The following is a 16,624-nucleotide window of genomic DNA, read 5'->3' as shown; positions in this document are numbered from 1 at the left end:
CCAGAGCTCCGGACTATCGGAGCTCCCCCCCACCAAACCAGGGCGCTGACGCCTCTGAGCAAAAACAGTTACTCTAGAACGCTGACTCACCATGCCACCAGTCCGGTTTACAGAGGGTAATATGTCAAAAGCGCTACTCATCATCGATATGCAGAATTTTGTAAAAGAGAGAATCCAGCAGGGCGTGGATTACTTCCCTCAGAACAGCATTGAAAACATGACCTCGGTAATTGAAAAATTCAGAACCTCTGGCACCCCCGTCATCCACGTACGCCACCAGACGCCTGAGCAGGGTTCTCCTCTCCATCACAGCTCGCCATCAAGCCAGCCTCTTGACGCGTTCAAAGAGCGCGCTGACGAACCGGTATTTATTAAACACACCTCCTCCGCGTTCAGCTCAACGGGATTACTGGCTTATCTCCAGGAGGCGCATATTGCTGAGGTGGTGGTTATCGGTGCTGTGGCCGGATTTTGTGTTAACTCAACCGTCAGAATGGGCGCCGATCTGGGGTTAAAGATGACGGTGCTAAAAGATGCGGTACTCAGCTTTGAGCTGGAAAGCCATCAGCTCAGCGCAAAGGCCATTCATGATGTGACCCTGGGTCTGCTCGACGCCGGTTTTGCGCAGGTTACCGACGCCGCGGCGTTCCAGCTTTCCTGAATACTGTGCCCCGGGCGTCCATCACCTGGCACGCCACCAACGCTCCAGGGTATAATCTGCCAATCATTTGACGGATTTCAGAAACGAACATGACCAAACTCACACTACAAGAGCAGATGCTTAAAGCTGGCTTAGTCACCAGCAAAAAAATGGCGAAAGTGCAGCGCACCGCCAAAAAATCCCGCGTGCAGGCGCGTGAGGCACGCGAAGCGGTTGAAGTGAATAAGCAGGCGCAGGTTGAACGTGATAAAGCGTTAAGCGAGCAGCAAAAGCAGGCCGCCCTGGCGAAAGAGTATAAGGCGCAGATCAAGCAGTTAATCGAGATGAACCGGATCGTGGTGGCAAAAGGCGATATCGGTTTTAACTTCACCGACGATAACCTGATCAAAAAAATCTATGTCGATAAAACCACGCAAGCACAGCTGATCAATGGCCGTCTCGCCATTGCGCGTCTGGTTGCCGACGCGGGCCGTGAGAGCGAATATGCGATTATCCCCGCCATCGTTGCCGAGAAAATTTCCCAGCGTGATGCGAGCTATATCGTGTTAAGCAGCGAATTGACTCAGGAAGCGAAGGACGAAGACGATCCATACGCCGATTTTGTCGTGCCTGACGATCTGATGTGGTAATACTGACAGACCACCTCTCCAGGAGGTGGTCTGTCTCCCTTCTTAACGCTCGTGGAACGCCTCCGCTCTGGCGCGCAGGATCGGTTTCAGCAGATAGGCCATCACCGTTTTCTTACCGGTAATAATATCCACCGAGGCCACCATCCCCGGAATAATCAACAGTGGTTTCTCATCCGTACCGAGGTGGTTTTTGTCGGTGCGCAGACGAATAATGTAAAAACTCTTCCCGTCTTTGTCGGTCACCGTGTCGGGGCTGATCTGCTCCAGCGTGCCCTTTAGTCCGCCATAGATGGTGTAATCGTAAGCGGTGAACTTCACCGTCGCTTCCTGGCCCGGACGTAAAAACGCGATGTCCTGCGGGCGAATCTTCGCTTCCACCAGCAGCGTATCGTCCAGCGGAACAATCTCCACCAGGTCGTTACCCGGCTGGATCACGCCGCCGATGGTGTTGACCAGCAGCTGCTGGACCACGCCGCGCACCGGGGAAGTCACCAGGGTGCGGTTCACCCGGTCGGAAATCGCCTTGCCCGAGGCCTCAATTTTGCTGAGATCGGTTCGCGCCTCGTTGAGCTGCCCCAGCGCCTCGCTGCGGTAACGCCCCCGCGTTTCGCTGACCTTACTCTCAATCTCCTTGATGGCCGCTTCCGCCCGGGGAATGGCGAGCAGCACCGAGTCCAGCTGTCCCTGGGTTTCCACCACGCCACGACGCAGGCGCAATACCTCTACTTTTGAGATTGCCCCTTTGGCCACCAGGGGTTCAGACATACTGACCTCCTGCTGCTGCAGCCCGAGGCTACGGCGGTACTGGCTGACCTTGCCCTGGAAGTCGAGCAGCTCCTGCTTCTTCTGCACCAGCTGTTCGTTGAGTCCGTCCAGCTCGCTCTGGATACGTTTGTTAACGCTGGCGAACAGCTCCATTTCACCATTGGCGATATCCGGCGCCTTCTGCACAATCTCCGGTGCCAGGGTCAGCGTTTTCGCATCGTCAAGCTGAGCGGTCAGACGCTGGATCCGTGCCTGCAGGGCCAGCCGATCGGCGTCGGACTCCCCGGCGTTGGAGCGAAACTGAGTATCATCCAGACGCAGCAGCGGCGCCCCGGCTTTCACCACCTCCCCTTCATGCACAAAGACCTCGGCCACGATCCCGCCTTCAAGGTTCTGCACTTTCTGCAGGCGCGAGGAGGGAATGGCCCGCCCTTCCCCACGCGTCACCTCATCAATATTCGCCAGCGACGCCCAGAGGATCATGGCGATAAAGAAGGCGAAGATGGCCCACAGCGTGACGCGCACCACTCGCGGGGCATCATCCAGCAGAGCTTTGTTGACCTCGTTAGTGGTGAACGGTGCGGGCTGTTTATCTCCTGACAGCCAGCTCATCAGGCGGCTAAGCGACTCAACGATTCGCATGAATTTGTCCCTTCTTCAGCGCGCTCATGACGCTCTCTTTCGGGCCGTCGGCAATAATTTTGCCGTTGTCGACAATAATAAGACGGTCCACCAGGGTCAGCAGCGAGGCACGATGCGTCACCATCAGCAGCGTTTTGTTGCTGATGACCGGTATCAGCGCCTTTTTAATCAGATCTTCGCTGGTGTTATCCATCGAGCTGGTGGGCTCATCCATCAGCAGTACCGGCGGATCGAGCAGCAGCGCACGCGCTAAAGCCACCGCCTGCCGCTGGCCGCCGGAGAGGCTCATCCCCCGCTCGCCTACCTGCATGTTGTACCCGGACGGATGGCGACGGGCGAACTCGTGCACCCCGGTGAGGGTGGCGACCCGCAGCATGGTCTCGTCGTCAACGTAGCTGGCGCCGTAGACCAGATTCTCCCGCAGGGTGCCGCTGAACAGATGGATATCCTGCGGGGCATAGCCGATGTTGTGGCGCAGATCGTGGACATCGATCTGGCGGGCATCAATACCGTCAATCAGCACATTGCCGCTGTCCGGCTGATAAAAGCCGACCAGCAGTTTCGCCAGCGAGCTTTTGCCCGACCCGCTGCGGCCGATGATCCCTACCTTCTCGCCGGGCTGGATGGTCAGCGACACATTGCTGAGCGAGGCGTACTGGTTGCCCGGGTAGACGAAGGTGACGTCGCGCAGCTCAATGGCGCCGGAGAGCGTTTCCCGCTTCAGGGGCACCTCGTCATCCTGCACCTCCTGCTCGAGGTTCATCATCCGATCGATAGTGGCTTTAGTCATCCGCGCCCGCTGGTAGCGGGTGATCAGGCTGCACAGCTGGCCGATGGGCATCATGGCGCGACGGTGCAGCAGGTAGCAGGCAATCAGCCCGCCCATGCTCAGGTTGCCGCCAATAATGATGTAGACCCCGGCCACGATAATGGCCACGCCGCTGAACTGCTGCAGCCAGGCGGTAAAGTTCACCGCCACATAGGAGAGCGACTTCACCCGCAGCTCCAGCTTGCTCAGCTGGCCGGTGAGGTGTTCCCACTGATACTGGCGCTCGCTCTGGGCGTTATTGATCTTGATGGCATCCAGGCCGGTGAGCGTCTCCACCAGCATCGCCTGGCGTTCGTTGGAGAGCTGATAGGTTTTCTTGACCCGCGACATCAGCGGGCGCTGGATCAGCCAGTTCACCAGCAGCGCCAGCGGATAGCAGAGCAGCGGGATAAACACCAGCGGCCCCCCGATGATGCCAATCACCAGCAGGATCAGCAGGGTAAACGGCAGGTCGATAAAGGCGGTGAGCGTCAGCGACGACAGGAAGTCGCGGATCGACTGGAACTCCTGGAAGTTCTGCGCGAAGCTCCCCACCCGCGGCGGGCGGAGCTTCATCTTCATCCCCAGCAGCCGCTCGAACAGCGCCGAAGAGACCACCAGGTCGGTCTTTTTACCCGCCAGGTCGAGGCAAATACCGCGCAGGATCTTCAGTACAAAGTCGAACACATACGCAATGCTGATGCCAATCGCCAGTACCCACAGGGTGGCCGTGGCCTGGTTGGGCACCACCCGGTCATAGACGTTCATTACAAACAGCGGGGCGGCGAGCGCCACCAGGTTCACGAGGAAGCTGGCGACCACCGCATCCACGTAGAGGAATTTCGACAGCCTGAGCGTGTCCTGGAACCAGGCGGTAGTGCGCGGCAGCGTGGCCGTCGGCTGGGCATCGAATTCATGTTCCGGGGAGATAAAAATCACCCGGCCGCTGTAGTTTTCCGCCAGCGTCTCGGGGGATACGGTAATCTCACCGCCTTCCGTTTCGCTGGGCAGCAGACGCGCGCGCTGCTGCTCATCCCAGCCAATCAGCACCGCGGTCTGCTTGTTCTTCAGCAGCAGGATAGCGGGCAGAGACATCGCAGTAATGTTTTCCAGCGGACGCTGCACCACCCGCGCCTTGAGCCCTGCCCGTCCGGCAGCGCGCGGAAAGGTTTCAATCGTCAGGGTATGGGCTTCCAGCGGCAGGCCGGTAGTCAGGACATTGCGGCTGGTGGCAATGTTATGCAATTTACAGACGATCATCAGCGCATCCAGGAGCGGATCGTCATGGCTTTGCCGCGGATCCTGCCTGCCCTGCGCCTGCGGGGTGGTCTCAATGCGATCGGAGGAGTCAATATCAGGCGTCATTCTCTGCCTCAGTGTTCTGCAGACCGATGCCGCAGATAAAAAAGAGAGGGTTGTCCCGGTGTCAGCCGGAATAACCCCCGTCAGCCTTCAAAGGCCCTATTTTAACTCAGGCAGCTCTGCCTGGGTACGTTGCGCCTGATCGAGCGGCTGCGCTGCCGACGGCGCCTGAATGTTCAGGTTCCTGAGCAGCTCACCGGTACGGGCGTTGATGCGATAGGTGGTAAACATGTCGACAAACTGCAGCTCAACGTAGCGGCGCTGGGCGCTGAATACTTCGTTTTCGCTGTCGAGCATATCGAGCAGAGTGCGGTCGCCCAGGCTGAACTGCTCCTGATAGGCGCTACGCACCTGTACGCTGCGATCGGCATACTCTTTGGCGATCGGCACCTGCTGGTGGGCGTTTCTCAGGGCGTTCCAGGCCAGACGCAGATCTTCGTTCAGCTGACGCTGGGCATTCTTTTTCACATCCTCCGCCTCTTTCATTTTGTAGGCGTAAGAGGTGAGCGTGGCCTGATCGCTGCCGCCGTTATAGAGGTTGTAGCGCATGCGCAGCATCGCCTGCCACTCCTGGCTGTGCCCGCGGGTGCCATCGATGTTGTTATCCATGGTACGTCCAACTTCAACGTTCACATCCGGGTAGAAGCGCGATTTTGCCGCCTCATACTGCTGGCGGGTCGCTTCCACATCGGCATCGGCCTGTTTCAGCAGCGGGTTGTTTTCCAGCATCACCGAACGCGCAGCATCCAGCGAGGCGGGAACCGCGATTTTAGCGGGCATCACCAGAGTATCAGGCTCTTTGCCAGTGACGCTCTGGTAGTTAGCGCGGGAGTCTTCGAGGTTGGTTTGCTCGGTCAGCAGATTGTTGCGCGCCTGTGCCAGACGGGCCTGAGCCTGCTCAAAGTCTGCCTGACGACCCACGCCCTGCTCGGTACGCAGGCGGATCTGATCGAATACCCGCTCGTGATTCTTAAGGTTATCTTCTGCCAGCGCCACCATCTTCTGGCGCATCAGCACGTCGAGATAGCTCTGGATCGCCTGCAGGGCGGTGGATTCGCTGGTATTCAGCACCGTCCAGGCCCGGGAGTTGACCGTCGCTTTCTGGCGGCCCACTTCGCTGGTGGTCGCAAAACCATTGAAGACGTTCTGGCGCAGGTTGATAGCGGATTCACTGCGGTGCAAATCACGCAGATGATCGCCTCCTGCACGGGTGCTGGCGTTATCGGTTTGCTCCCAACCGGTACCAGCAGTGAGATCCAGGGTCGGCAGATAGCCACCTTTGGCGGCGCGAAGATCCTGATCGGCGGAATATCGGCTGTTTACCGACGCGTTAACTTCCGGGTGCCACAGCAGGCTGTCTTTTACGGCCTGCTCCAGGGTAGTGGCCTGGCTCTGCGTGGCGCTCAACACCAGCGCCGCACCCATCATAATCTGACTATAGTGTTTCATCTTGTTGTTTTTCCTTCACATCCCTTGAGTGTGGATCATTATCCACCTGAGAAAATCCCATCAGACCGAGGGATAAAATGCATCCTGCGGGTTTATGATCGGACGGGATCCTTCGTCTGACCTGAATTCAAATCATCGTTGTTGCCGCGCAGAGCCCAACCGCACTCTGCGCGGCAGCCGATCAGGCGTGATCTTCCGGTTTGGCGATCAAGTTATCCAGCATCGCTTCGTTTCCGGCATCGTAACCTTCCGTTCCGGCTATCTCGCCACCTTCAGCGGGAACATGTTCGATCTCCGCTGGGCCATCCGCCGCATCGCTCTGCGGCCCGGCCTGAATCAGGGTGCTGAGATCGTTATGCTCTTCGTCATGAATGAGATCGCTAAAGTTCAGCTGCTCGTCCTGATCCGGACCGGCGCTCTGCAGCGTAGTGAGGGTTTCACTCTGCGCATCGTTCAGCAGCGCATCACCAGCATGATCGGCCGTTAGCGCTGCGGTGGTGTTGAGCATCAGATTATCGTCATCAATTAACGAGGCAGCGTGATCGTCAGCATCCAGGCTGCCGGTATGCGACAGCTTATCGCTCGCCTCGCCGTCATGATCGGTATGGCTCTCCTCAACGCTGTGGCTGGCCATCAGAGGGTGATCGTCGTCAACAGCGTCATCTGCATGCTCTTCCCCACCGTGGCTTTCGCTGACGACGGTGCCGCCCTCTTTACCGTCAATGGTAAAGTCACTTTGGTGCTGATTGTCGGCGGTAGAGCCTACTTCCAGCGTGATGTCACCGAAATCGCTCTCACCGTTCGGGAGTTCAACAGTGACCTGGCCGGTAAAGTGCGAGGTGTCGTTATCGAAGGTCAGGTGGTAGACCTTGTTGTCCGCGTCGTAACTGACGCTGGTGTAGTTACCCGTAAAGGTCGCATTCTCAGGAATGCCCCCCAGCGTGAGGCTGGTCAGATGGTCGCTGCTGTTTGAGCTTTCCAGATTCACGTCGAGGTTCAGGGTGGCCGTGGTGGTGACGGTGGTATCGCCGCCGTGCGTTCCGGAAGGCCCGTCGCCGAAAACAACGCCCTCGATGCCGTTGGCATTCTGGAATGGCGACTTCCCGGTATCGTTATCGACCACATGCAGGTTGTCTATGTCGTTGTTTTTGCCGTTCTGCGGATGATCGACACCGGTGACGGTGTAGTCAGCTTCATTACCCTGAACAAAGATATAGTCCTTACCTACGCTGCTCTGCGGTAAGCCCTGGTTGCCAGTAATGCCGTTGAGCGGTCGGAATTCATAGTGATCCTGCGACCAGTCGCCCTGCTGGTAGTAGCCACCAGTATGATCACCCACCACAAAGATATCGGTATGGGTCTTATCGCCATTGTTGGCGTTGGCGTTACCCTGGCTGGTGTAGTAGTGGATCTGATCCGGGCTGTCGGCCTTCGGCACAAAGTCGCCCTGAATCTTGCCGTCCGGGCTATCCGGGGTCAGCCAGACATGCACGTTACTGCCGATCGCCACGATGACACCGTTCTGGATATCGTACCCGTTCGGATCGCCGCTGCCGCCGTTGATGTGGATGATTTTGTCATCTGACGTCTCGGTCGTCTTATCGCCAGGGGTAACGGTAACGGTCAGTTTGACGTCGGCATCGGCATCGGCATCTGCGTCGGCATCTGCATCTGCGTCGGCATCCGCGTCAGCATCGGCATCCGCATCCGCATCCGCATCGGCGTCCGCGTCGGCATCAGCATCCGCATCTGCATCAGAATCCGCATCGGCATCCGCGTCAGCGTCCGCATCGGCATCAGCGTCGGCGTCTGCATCGGAATCTGCATCCGCATCGGTATCTGCGTCAGCGTCCGCATCTGAATCCGCATCGGCGTCAGAATCTGCATCGGCGTCGGCGTCCGCATCAGCATCAGCATCAGCATCAGCATCAGCATCAGCATCTGAGTCTGCATCTGCATCTGCATCTGCATCAGCGTCAGAATCTGCATCTGCATCTGCATCCGCGTCGGCATCCGCATCCGCGTCGGCATCCGCATCCGCGTCGGCATCCGCATCCGCGTCGGCATCCGCATCCGCGTCGGAATCTGCATCCGCATCCGCATCCGCATCAGCATCGGCATCCGCGTCTGCATCGGAATCCGCATCGGCATCGGCATCGGCATCCGCGTCAGCGTCCGCATCGGCATCTGCATCTGCATCCGCGTCGGCATCCGCATCGGCATCAGCGTCTGAATCAGCATCCGCGTCGGCATCCGCATCCGCGTCGGAATCGGCATCAGCATCCGCATCAGCGTCCGCATCTGCATCTGAGTCAGAATCGGAGTCCGCATCCGCGTCGGCGTCCGCATCCGCGTCGGCATCGGCGTCGGCATCAGCGTCGGAATCGGCATCCGCATCCGCATCCGCATCCGCATCAGAATCGGAATCCGCATCGGCATCAGAATCGGAATCCGCATCGGCGTCCGCATCCGCGTCGGCATCCGCATCAGCATCAGAATCTGAGTCTGCATCCGCATCTGAGTCAGAATCGGCATCGGCATCAGCGTCTGCATCAGAATCGGCATCGGCGTCAGCGTCTGCATCAGAATCGGCATCAGCGTCAGCGTCTGCATCAGAATCGGCATCAGCGTCGGCATCTGCATCGGCATCCGCATCTGAGTCAGAATCGGAGTCCGCATCCGCGTCGGCATCGGCGTCAGAATCTGCATCTGAGTCTGCATCCGCATCTGAGTCAGAATCGGCATCAGCATCGGCGTCGGCGTCGGCGTCTGCATCGGAATCCGCATCCGCGTCAGCGTCCGCATCTGAATCCGCATCGGCGTCAGAATCTGCATCCGCATCCGCATCCGCATCTGCATCAGCATCAGCATCGGCATCGGCATCGGCATCGGCATCCGCGTCTGCATCTGCATCAGCGTCGGCGTCGGTGTCGGCATCTGCATCGGCGTCGGCGTCGGCGTCGGCGTCGGCATCAGCATCGGCGTCAGCGTCTGCATCAGAATCGGAATCCGCATCCGCATCCGCGTCGGCGTCGGCGTCGGCGTCGGCGTCGGCGTCGGCATCAGAATCTGCATCAGCATCAGCATCTGCGTCGGCATCCGCATCCGCATCTGCGTCAGCATCGGCATCCGCATCGGCATCCGCATCTGCGTCAGCATCAGCGTCTGCATCTGAATCAGAATCGGCATCGGCATCCGCGTCTGCATCTGCATCAGCGTCTGCATCGGCATCCGCATCTGCATCTGCATCTGAGTCAGAATCGGTGTCCGCATCCGCGTCGGCGTCGGCGTCGGCGTCGGCGTCGGCGTCGGAATCCGCATCGGCATCCGCATCAGCATCCGCATCAGCATCTGCATCAGCGTCTGCATCGGCATCAGAATCTGAGTCTGCATCCGCATCTGAGTCAGAATCGGCATCCGCGTCGGCATCGGCATCGGCATCGGCATCGGCATCGGCATCGGCGTCAGCATCAGAATCGGAATCCGCATCCGCGTCGGCATCGGCGTCTGCATCGGCATCAGCGTCTGCATCGGAATCCGCATCCGCATCGGCATCAGCGTCTGCATCGGAATCCGCATCCGCATCGGCATCTGCGTCTGCATCGGAATCCGCATCCGCATCGGCATCTGCGTCTGCATCAGAATCGGCATCCGCATCTGCATCGGCGTCGGCATCGGCGTCGGCGTCCGCATCAGAATCGGAATCCGCATCGGCATCGGCATCCGCATCTGAGTCAGAATCGGAATCCGCATCGGCATCCGCATCCGCATCTGAGTCAGAATCGGAATCCGCATCGGCGTCTGCATCAGAATCGGCATCTGCATCAGCATCCGCATCCGCATCCGAATCATCACTATCGAGCAGCGTTAATTCTTCCGGGGGCTCATCATCGGGGAAATCAAGGCCGGTCGTCGGGTAGCCCGCATCAGGGTCAACAATCTCAGCGGTTAAATCGAGCACGACGTGGGTATGCGACCCGCCGCCGCTGCCGCCTGGTTCACCGCCAGAATTAACGGGCTGAGGACCTGCGGCTGGCGCCTCCAGGGTCTGCGTCGGGTCCTGCCCGTCGGCAATGGCCTGCTGAATAGCAGCCACGTCCTGCTGCTCGGACGCCGTGGCGTCAGTGGTCACGTGCCCTGTGCTGTCCCAGTGGCTGTCACGGCCCAGATCTACCTGTTTGCCATCCGCCAGCGATAAGGTAATCGCGCCAGTCGCGCCCGTCTGAATTTGTTCCCCGTCGAGGATCCTGTCGCCTTCCGTCAGCAACCTTGTGCTGCCGTCAGGACTGACTGCGAATACCTGCCCTATTACTGCTTTGACGATCCCGGATACGCCGCTCATATATTTTTTCCCTCAATCCTTTACATGCCCAATTCATCCCTTACTCAGGCTTAGAATGCTAAAAAAGAATTAAATCTGTATTAGTAATTTGCTGTGCAACGCTGACAAGGATACGCCTCTCAATAAGAAATTTATTGATGCAGGTCCGTGTCAGCCCCCTATATTAATTGATGACATGAATAAATAGGAATCTAAAAAGGTATGCACTATCAAAACAGGGAGCCAGGCTATTGGCTCCCTATTAATCCGTCAGGTAATGAAGGCAGCTTAAATAAGCCCCTCGTCATCATCCGCGATTAACCCTTCCAGACCACTCAGCGAGCGGCGCGCCTGCGCGCGGCTGGTGAGTTTCGCCTGCGCGGCCGGTGGCAGGTCGGTAATGGTGATGACGCCTTTGCTCATCAGCACCTCGATCAAATCCTCCAGCACACGCACCATCTCCAGATCGCTCTGCCGCAGCTGATACAGCGTGGCTTCACGGATTTCTCGCTGGCGCATCCACTCGTCAATCTCGGGGGTGCAGAGATCATGTTGTTCCGTCATGGTGGTAAAAGGCGTCAGCTCCACCCGTATAATTCGTCTTTCCGTATCGCGTTCTACGTAATACATTTTCAGCCTCCACTCACTCTGTGAGGTTAATTTCTACCCAGTGTACTGGCGTCAGCGAAATAGCGCCCCATCGCACCATGCAGGCCAATGTTTTCCAGAATCGCCAGTTCCCCAGCTGTTTCCACTCGTTCGGCAATAAGGGGAAGATTAATCTGGCGGGTTGCCCAGTAAATGGCCTCAATAAACAGTTTCTTATCATCTTCACTGTCTATATTGCGAATATAACTGCCATCGACTTTAATCCAGGCCAGACCCCACTGCGGTAAATTGCCAATAAGATGGAAGCGACCACCAAAATGCTGGATCCCCAGACGGCAACCCAACGCCTTCAGGCGACTGACCAGCACGTTGACGCGTTCGACGTCGGGAAGCTCGTTCTCATCGAGTTCAAGGGTCAGCCAGGACGCCAGCTGCGGCGCGCCTTTCAGCGGTTGCAGGAGAGCCTTCAGACTCTGGTCGTCAGCCACGCTGGCACCGCTGATACTCAGCGCCAGCGGGCGCGGCGATTTAGCCAGCTCCTGCAGGGTCTGCTGGAGCATCACGATATCCATGCGACGGCTGAGATCGAGACGGTGGATCCACGGCATAAAGCGTCCCGCCGGCACCAGCTCACCCTCCCGGGTTTTAATGCGGGCGAGGATCTTATGGTGCAGCACCACATGCGGGTTATTACACGCATACACCGGCTGCGAGAAGAGCTCGAAGGCGCCGTTGGTCAGCACCGCGTCCAGCCGGGTGTACCAGCTGTGATGATCCTCTTCGCGCTCACCGGCCGGGGCAGTATCGGGGCTGGCAAAGAAGCGCATCTCGGTTTCCGCTCTCGCCAGGGCCTGATCCGCCTGCGCCAGCACCGCCTGCGGGGTATCGCCGACGTTAAAAGGCACCAGCGCGAAGTGGGCCACCGGCGAAAGGTCGCTCATGCCGGTTTCAGACAGCGCCTTCAGCTGGGTGGTGAGGGTGTTGCTCAGGTTATCCAGATCCTGCCCCAGCATCAGCGGGGCGATAATAGCGAACTCCCCGCCGCGCACGCGGGCGACAAAGCCTTCGTTGTGAAAATAGTTGCGCTGCAGACCGCTAAGAATATCCGCCACCGCCACCAGCAATTGATCGGATTTCGCCCCGCCCAGACGCTGGTTGAGCCCCATCAGATCCTGGACCCGCAGCAGCATGATGTGTCCGGCAGGGTTCTCTTCATCGCTCAGGCGCGACTGCAGCTGCATATCAAACGCCCGACGGTTGCTCAGCCCGGTCAGGCTGTCGTGATAGGCCTCCTGACGCAGGGATTCGGTGCGCCGGGCCTGATCGCTGAATAACACCTTAAGCTGGGTCACCATCATGTTGGTGGCCTCAACCACCCGCCGCAGCTCCGGGGTCTTCGGCAAGGCCGATACATTGAGAAACTCACGGCGGGTGATCGCCATCGCCTGGTCGACGATATAGTTAAGCGGGCGCAGCATACGCCGTAACAGCAGGGTGGCGGCGAGCAGGAACAGCAGGCTACAGCCGGTCAGCCACAAAAAGCTGGCGACAATGCTGTTCCACAGGCGGGCCAGGGCGAACATCGGATGGCTGACCACCTCGACCCGGGCGGCCTGCGTCCAGCCGCGCATCACAATGGCGTCGCCTTCACCGGGGTTGAGGTGCACCAGCCGCACGAACCACTGCGGAACGCGGGTATTCTGGGGCACATCGCTGCGCTCGATGATCGGTTTATTGGTCTTAATGTCGATCACGCGAATGCGATAGAAATAACCGCTGTCGAAGATGGAGTTGACCATTAGCTCGGTCATCGTCGGGTCGTCGATATGGGTGGTCAGCGACAGCCCCAGCGCCGTCGCCGCATCCTGCGCGTGGGCGCTAAGCTGATTGCGGTACTGCTCGCGGGAACTCTCAAGGGTTACCACGAAGTTGCCGCAGAAGATGACAAACGTAAATAAACAGATGCCGATCAGTAGCTGTTTATAAAGAGACATGGCCCTATCCTATTCATTAATTTCAAATCCTTCTGCACGCATGCGGGTGAGAAGATCCTGCCAGCGGGAGAGCCGTTTGCTGTCGCCCACGCGTTTGTTGCCGCCGGACTGCGGCAGCCAGAGCCCTTCGCCGTTAAACGCGTAGACCGGAAGCAGGTCCGTACGCTGGGTGGCCGGCAGGATGGCGGTTTTCAGATTATCCAGAACCAGCGGGATCGCCGTGGGGGTGGAATACCATGTCACCACCATGTGCGCCTGATTCAGTTCGAGTGCTTTTACATAGGTAATACGTAACTGGTTCGCGGGTACGCCCATTTCACGCAGGGTGAAATATTTCGCCAGCGCAAAGTCCTCGCAGTCCCCTGCCCCTTTACGCAGAAATTCAATCGGCGTTGCCCAGTAATCCTGCTGCTTCCAGACGACGATATCATCCCGAAAAGCCATTCTGGCGTTAAAAAACTGATTTACCTGCTTTAACGTGTCCTGGATCGTGCCCTGCGACGGGGTGTTAAGCAAGGCCGCCCACTCAGCGATCCGCTGTCGGGCGGCGGGGGTGGCCGGGCCATACAGCCGCTCGGTGCGGGTGCTGATGGCGCTGAAATCCCACCCGGCACCGAGCCCTGGCGAGATAACCAGCAATGCCACCAGCCAGAGCGACAACCAACGTCGACAACGCACTGATATGAGGGAGCGAAGAGGTCGCATAGAGGCGGCTTACTGCTCGTCTGACCGGGCGCGCCAGCGTTGGCGATACGCGACATAGCCAGAGAGGTAGTGCTCGACGTCGTCGATCCGCACCCGATAGCTGTGGTGACGAATAAAAAAGCTGCCGACGATCCGCGGCGGATTTTTAAAGAACATCGCCAGTTCCGGCCAGAAAAAGCCATTCGCCAGATAGCGGGCGCGGGTCTCCAGCGCCTGGTTGAACACGTCCATATCGAAGCCAGCCAGCAGGTGCTTATGCGGCGAGGTCTCCAGCCGGGCGATCATCTTTGATGCCGCCATCATCAGCTCCAGCAGCGTGGGATAGGTGGTAACCCGGTTCTGGACAAAATCGAGGTGGTCGCGCACGTTATCCAGCCCAAACTGGTAGTAACGCTCCAGCGGCCGGTAGAGCGTCAGCTCGTTGACGCAGTAGCTGAGCCAGTGATCGTGGGCCTGCCAGTGCTTCTGTGCGATAAAGTAATCCATCGCCCGCTCGACCATCTCCAGCCAGCGCGGGGCCTTCGTCAGGCCGTAAAGGCGCATCAGCGCGAAGGCTGCTTCGCCGTCGTAATAGATAATGCGGTGCGCCGCCTTAAGAGAGAGATCTCCGGCATTCAGTACATGCACAAACCCGCCGGTCTGCGGATCCTGCATAAAGCCGATCCCGTTCGCCAGCCGCGCCATCTGCGCCAGGAAGCGGTTATCCCCGGTCAGCTCGCTGTATTTCGCCATCGCCAGGATGCACACCGCGTTGCCGCCAAGCTTGATCTCATCCCCGGTATCCACCAGGAAATCAGCCTCGCTGCTATCCGGCAGGGTACAGGTGCGAATGAAGCTGGTGCAGAGGTCGTTTAGCGCCCGCTCGATGGCCGCGAACTGCTCTGGCTCGCGCGTGACTTCCCAGCCTTCAAGCAGGGCATAGGTCGAGCTGGCGTGACGCAGGGCGTTATAGGTCGGAATGGCGCGATCGAAGCAGGGAAACCAGCCGTAGTGGTAGCGCCCGGTAGCAGTGATCTGGCGCGCCAGATAGTCGGTGGCCGAGGCGATCATCGGCTCCAGGGCCGTCGCCTGCCAGTCGGGGAGCTGGCGATAGCCGCTGTTACGCCCGGTCGATTCGATGGGCAGCAACTGCTCGCCGTCGCAAAACAGCGCCCGGGTGGTGAAGCGCCAGAGCGTCTGGTCAGGCTGTTCGGGCCAGTTCAGCACCGCCCCGAAGCGACGGCGGGAGAAATGGGCCAGGTTGTTGGCATTCGGCGTGGCGACGCCGTGGTCACCGTGGTAGAGCAGCGCGTTGGCGGCAATCTCCTGCTCCAGCATGGCGTAGCGAAACGCCGGATCGAGGCTCAGGCCATAGCGAAAATAGTTACGCTTGGTTTTGCCGAGTCGGGCTTCCAGCGAGTCCCAGCGCAATGCCTCCACCTTATCGACAAGGTCAACCCGCAGCCAGCAGACGTCAGTGCCGCTCTGCTGTTGCCACTGCTGTAGCGCCTGCGCCCCCTGCTGCCAGGCCTGTTCAAAGGTGTCGCCGCAACCCTGCACAATCTGGGCACGGCGTTGACTGTCGGAGGCACTAAAAAAGATCGCCCAGGTGGGGCAAATCGACGGTTTAGGCGCAACGTCCAGCAATTCCATCGCCGGGCGGGTTTGCGCAAGTAAGTCGCTGAGCGGCATGTTAACTCCTGAAAACGCCAGAGGCACCCTGTCAGAAAAATCCTAACCGATGATACCATTATGTATGACAAGTTGTGTATTCTGTATGTCTGTTGTTTCCCCGGGGCGGTGTTGTGAGTCGATGGTGTGTGTCAGGATTTCTGCTGCTGATAAGCGTTTTCGCTTACGCTGAGACGCCCCTGCTGTGGAACCAACCGCCCAGCCGACAACACTGTCCAACCAGCAACGACGCCGTCTGGGTGCAGTACCCGAGCGGCGAAGCCTGCATGCGCTATTTCAGCGCGGGCACGCTGCGTGACGCTCCCCTGGCCCTGGTGGTACTGAAAGGCGACCGGGTCGCGCAGATTAAACGCTCCCCGGACGCTATTCCCGGCAATACCGCCAACGCTCAGCGCCGTCAGGCCCGGGCCATGCTGCGCCAGACCGGATTGCCGACGATTATTATCGCTCGTCCCGGCACCTACGGCTCCAGCGGCAACCACTACCGCCGCCGCCAGGCGGAAGAGTTTCAGGCGATCGCGGCAAGCCTCGACGCCATCAAAGCCCGATACGGTATTCAGCGTTTTATCCTCAGCGGACACAGCGGCGGAGCCACTGCCGCCTCGGCGCTGCTGGCTACCGGTCGGCGGGATATCGACTGCGCGGTGCTGACCTCCGGTGCCTGGGGGCTGCTGGAGCGGACGCAGCGTATGCGCCAGCAGCGCAATGCGCCCCCTGCCCCCGCGCTGGACAGCACGGGATTGCCTCATCCCTGGGACCCGCTCGATCATATTAGCGGGATCGCCGCCGATCCCCTGCGGCTGATCCTGGTGATCGGCAACCCGCAGGATCGCAACACCCCGTTCGATCTGCAGGCGCGCTTTGCCGCTGCGCTGCGCGAGCATGGCCACCGGGTAATGCTGCTCGAACGTCCCGCCGCTCCGCCGGAGTACCACGATCTGCTGGGTAATGCCGCGATCAACGCCATTAAGCTTTGTCCGCAGCGCGGGCATACCCCAAAACCGTAAG

At 59.1% G+C, this 16,624-nt stretch carries 11 protein-coding genes; 3 read left to right on the top strand and 8 right to left on the bottom strand.

Features of this window, described 5'->3' with window-relative positions; all coding sequences use genetic code 11:
* Positions 1-121 precede the first annotated feature (121 nt).
* The gene (locus tag LG383_RS03510; protein ID WP_225758329.1) at positions 122-661 is read left to right on the top strand and encodes an isochorismatase family protein; all 540 of its coding nucleotides are present in this window, start codon (positions 122-124) and stop codon (positions 659-661) included.
* A gap of 89 nt (positions 662-750) precedes the next feature.
* A complete protein-coding gene (locus tag LG383_RS03505) occupies positions 751-1,290 on the top strand; it encodes a DUF2058 domain-containing protein (protein ID WP_106994700.1) in 540 nt (179 codons plus the stop codon).
* 42 nt (positions 1,291-1,332) lie between these two features.
* Here the strand turns inward: LG383_RS03505 and LG383_RS03500 are convergent, their stop codons facing one another.
* From LG383_RS03500 to LG383_RS03465, 8 genes are all read right to left on the bottom strand, one after another.
* Positions 1,333-2,697 (bottom strand): HlyD family type I secretion periplasmic adaptor subunit, encoded by a 1,365-nt coding sequence (locus LG383_RS03500; protein WP_106994699.1) that lies wholly within the window; start codon positions 2,695-2,697, stop codon positions 1,333-1,335.
* Positions 2,684-4,870: a type I secretion system permease/ATPase gene (locus LG383_RS03495; RefSeq protein ID WP_225758328.1), complete on the bottom strand. Its 2,187-nt coding sequence runs from the start codon at positions 4,868-4,870 to the stop codon at positions 2,684-2,686. The genes LG383_RS03500 and LG383_RS03495 overlap by 14 nt, the downstream gene beginning before the upstream one ends.
* A 96-nt stretch (positions 4,871-4,966) precedes the next feature.
* Complete coding sequence (locus LG383_RS03490; RefSeq protein WP_225758327.1) at positions 4,967-6,316, bottom strand: TolC family outer membrane protein; 1,350 nt, start codon at positions 6,314-6,316, stop codon at positions 4,967-4,969.
* Between the two features lie 181 nt (positions 6,317-6,497).
* Positions 6,498-10,658: a retention module-containing protein gene (locus LG383_RS03485; protein ID WP_225758326.1), complete on the bottom strand. Its 4,161-nt coding sequence runs from the start codon at positions 10,656-10,658 to the stop codon at positions 6,498-6,500.
* A gap of 267 nt (positions 10,659-10,925) precedes the next feature.
* Positions 10,926-11,267 carry a tryptophan synthase subunit beta gene (locus LG383_RS03480; protein ID WP_106994696.1) on the bottom strand — a complete coding sequence of 114 codons (342 nt, stop codon included), beginning with the start codon at positions 11,265-11,267 and terminating at the stop codon, positions 10,926-10,928.
* A gap of 26 nt (positions 11,268-11,293) precedes the next feature.
* Positions 11,294-13,240, bottom strand: coding sequence for a cyclic di-GMP receptor LapD (lapD, locus tag LG383_RS03475; protein WP_225758325.1), 1,947 nt, complete (start codon positions 13,238-13,240; stop codon positions 11,294-11,296).
* A 9-nt stretch (positions 13,241-13,249) separates the two neighbouring features.
* Complete coding sequence (lapG, locus tag LG383_RS03470) at positions 13,250-13,945, bottom strand: cysteine protease LapG (protein ID WP_225758324.1); 696 nt, start codon at positions 13,943-13,945, stop codon at positions 13,250-13,252.
* A gap of 9 nt (positions 13,946-13,954) precedes the next feature.
* Positions 13,955-15,616, bottom strand: coding sequence for a Mur ligase (locus tag LG383_RS03465; RefSeq protein WP_225758323.1), 1,662 nt, complete (start codon positions 15,614-15,616; stop codon positions 13,955-13,957).
* A gap of 128 nt (positions 15,617-15,744) precedes the next feature.
* Between LG383_RS03465 and LG383_RS03460 the strand changes: the two genes are divergently transcribed.
* On the top strand, positions 15,745-16,623 hold the full coding sequence (locus tag LG383_RS03460; protein ID WP_225758322.1) for a S9 family peptidase: 879 nt from the start codon (positions 15,745-15,747) through the stop codon (positions 16,621-16,623).
* The last annotated feature ends 1 nt before the right edge of the window (position 16,624 follow it).

Source organism: Leclercia sp. Marseille-Q4284 (assembly GCF_916618945.1).
Lineage (GTDB): Bacteria > Pseudomonadota > Gammaproteobacteria > Enterobacterales > Enterobacteriaceae > Enterobacter > Enterobacter tamurae.
Note: the sequence above shows the minus strand (reverse complement) of the source record. Positions and strands in the feature narration are given on the sequence as shown.

Coding starts and splice junctions, on each gene's coding strand:
- LG383_RS03495 (WP_225758328.1), bottom strand. CDS start 4,870: ATGACGCCTGATATTGACTCCTCCGATCGCATTGAGACCACCCCGCAG.
- LG383_RS03480 (WP_106994696.1), bottom strand. CDS start 11,267: ATGTATTACGTAGAACGCGATACGGAAAGACGAATTATACGGGTGGAG.
- LG383_RS03485 (WP_225758326.1), bottom strand. CDS start 10,658: ATGAGCGGCGTATCCGGGATCGTCAAAGCAGTAATAGGGCAGGTATTC.
- LG383_RS03490 (WP_225758327.1), bottom strand. CDS start 6,316: ATGAAACACTATAGTCAGATTATGATGGGTGCGGCGCTGGTGTTGAGC.
- LG383_RS03500 (WP_106994699.1), bottom strand. CDS start 2,697: ATGCGAATCGTTGAGTCGCTTAGCCGCCTGATGAGCTGGCTGTCAGGA.
- lapD (WP_225758325.1), bottom strand. CDS start 13,240: ATGTCTCTTTATAAACAGCTACTGATCGGCATCTGTTTATTTACGTTT.
- LG383_RS03465 (WP_225758323.1), bottom strand. CDS start 15,616: ATGCCGCTCAGCGACTTACTTGCGCAAACCCGCCCGGCGATGGAATTG.
- LG383_RS03505 (WP_106994700.1), top strand. CDS start 751: ATGACCAAACTCACACTACAAGAGCAGATGCTTAAAGCTGGCTTAGTC.
- lapG (WP_225758324.1), bottom strand. CDS start 13,945: ATGCGACCTCTTCGCTCCCTCATATCAGTGCGTTGTCGACGTTGGTTG.
- LG383_RS03510 (WP_225758329.1), top strand. CDS start 122: ATGTCAAAAGCGCTACTCATCATCGATATGCAGAATTTTGTAAAAGAG.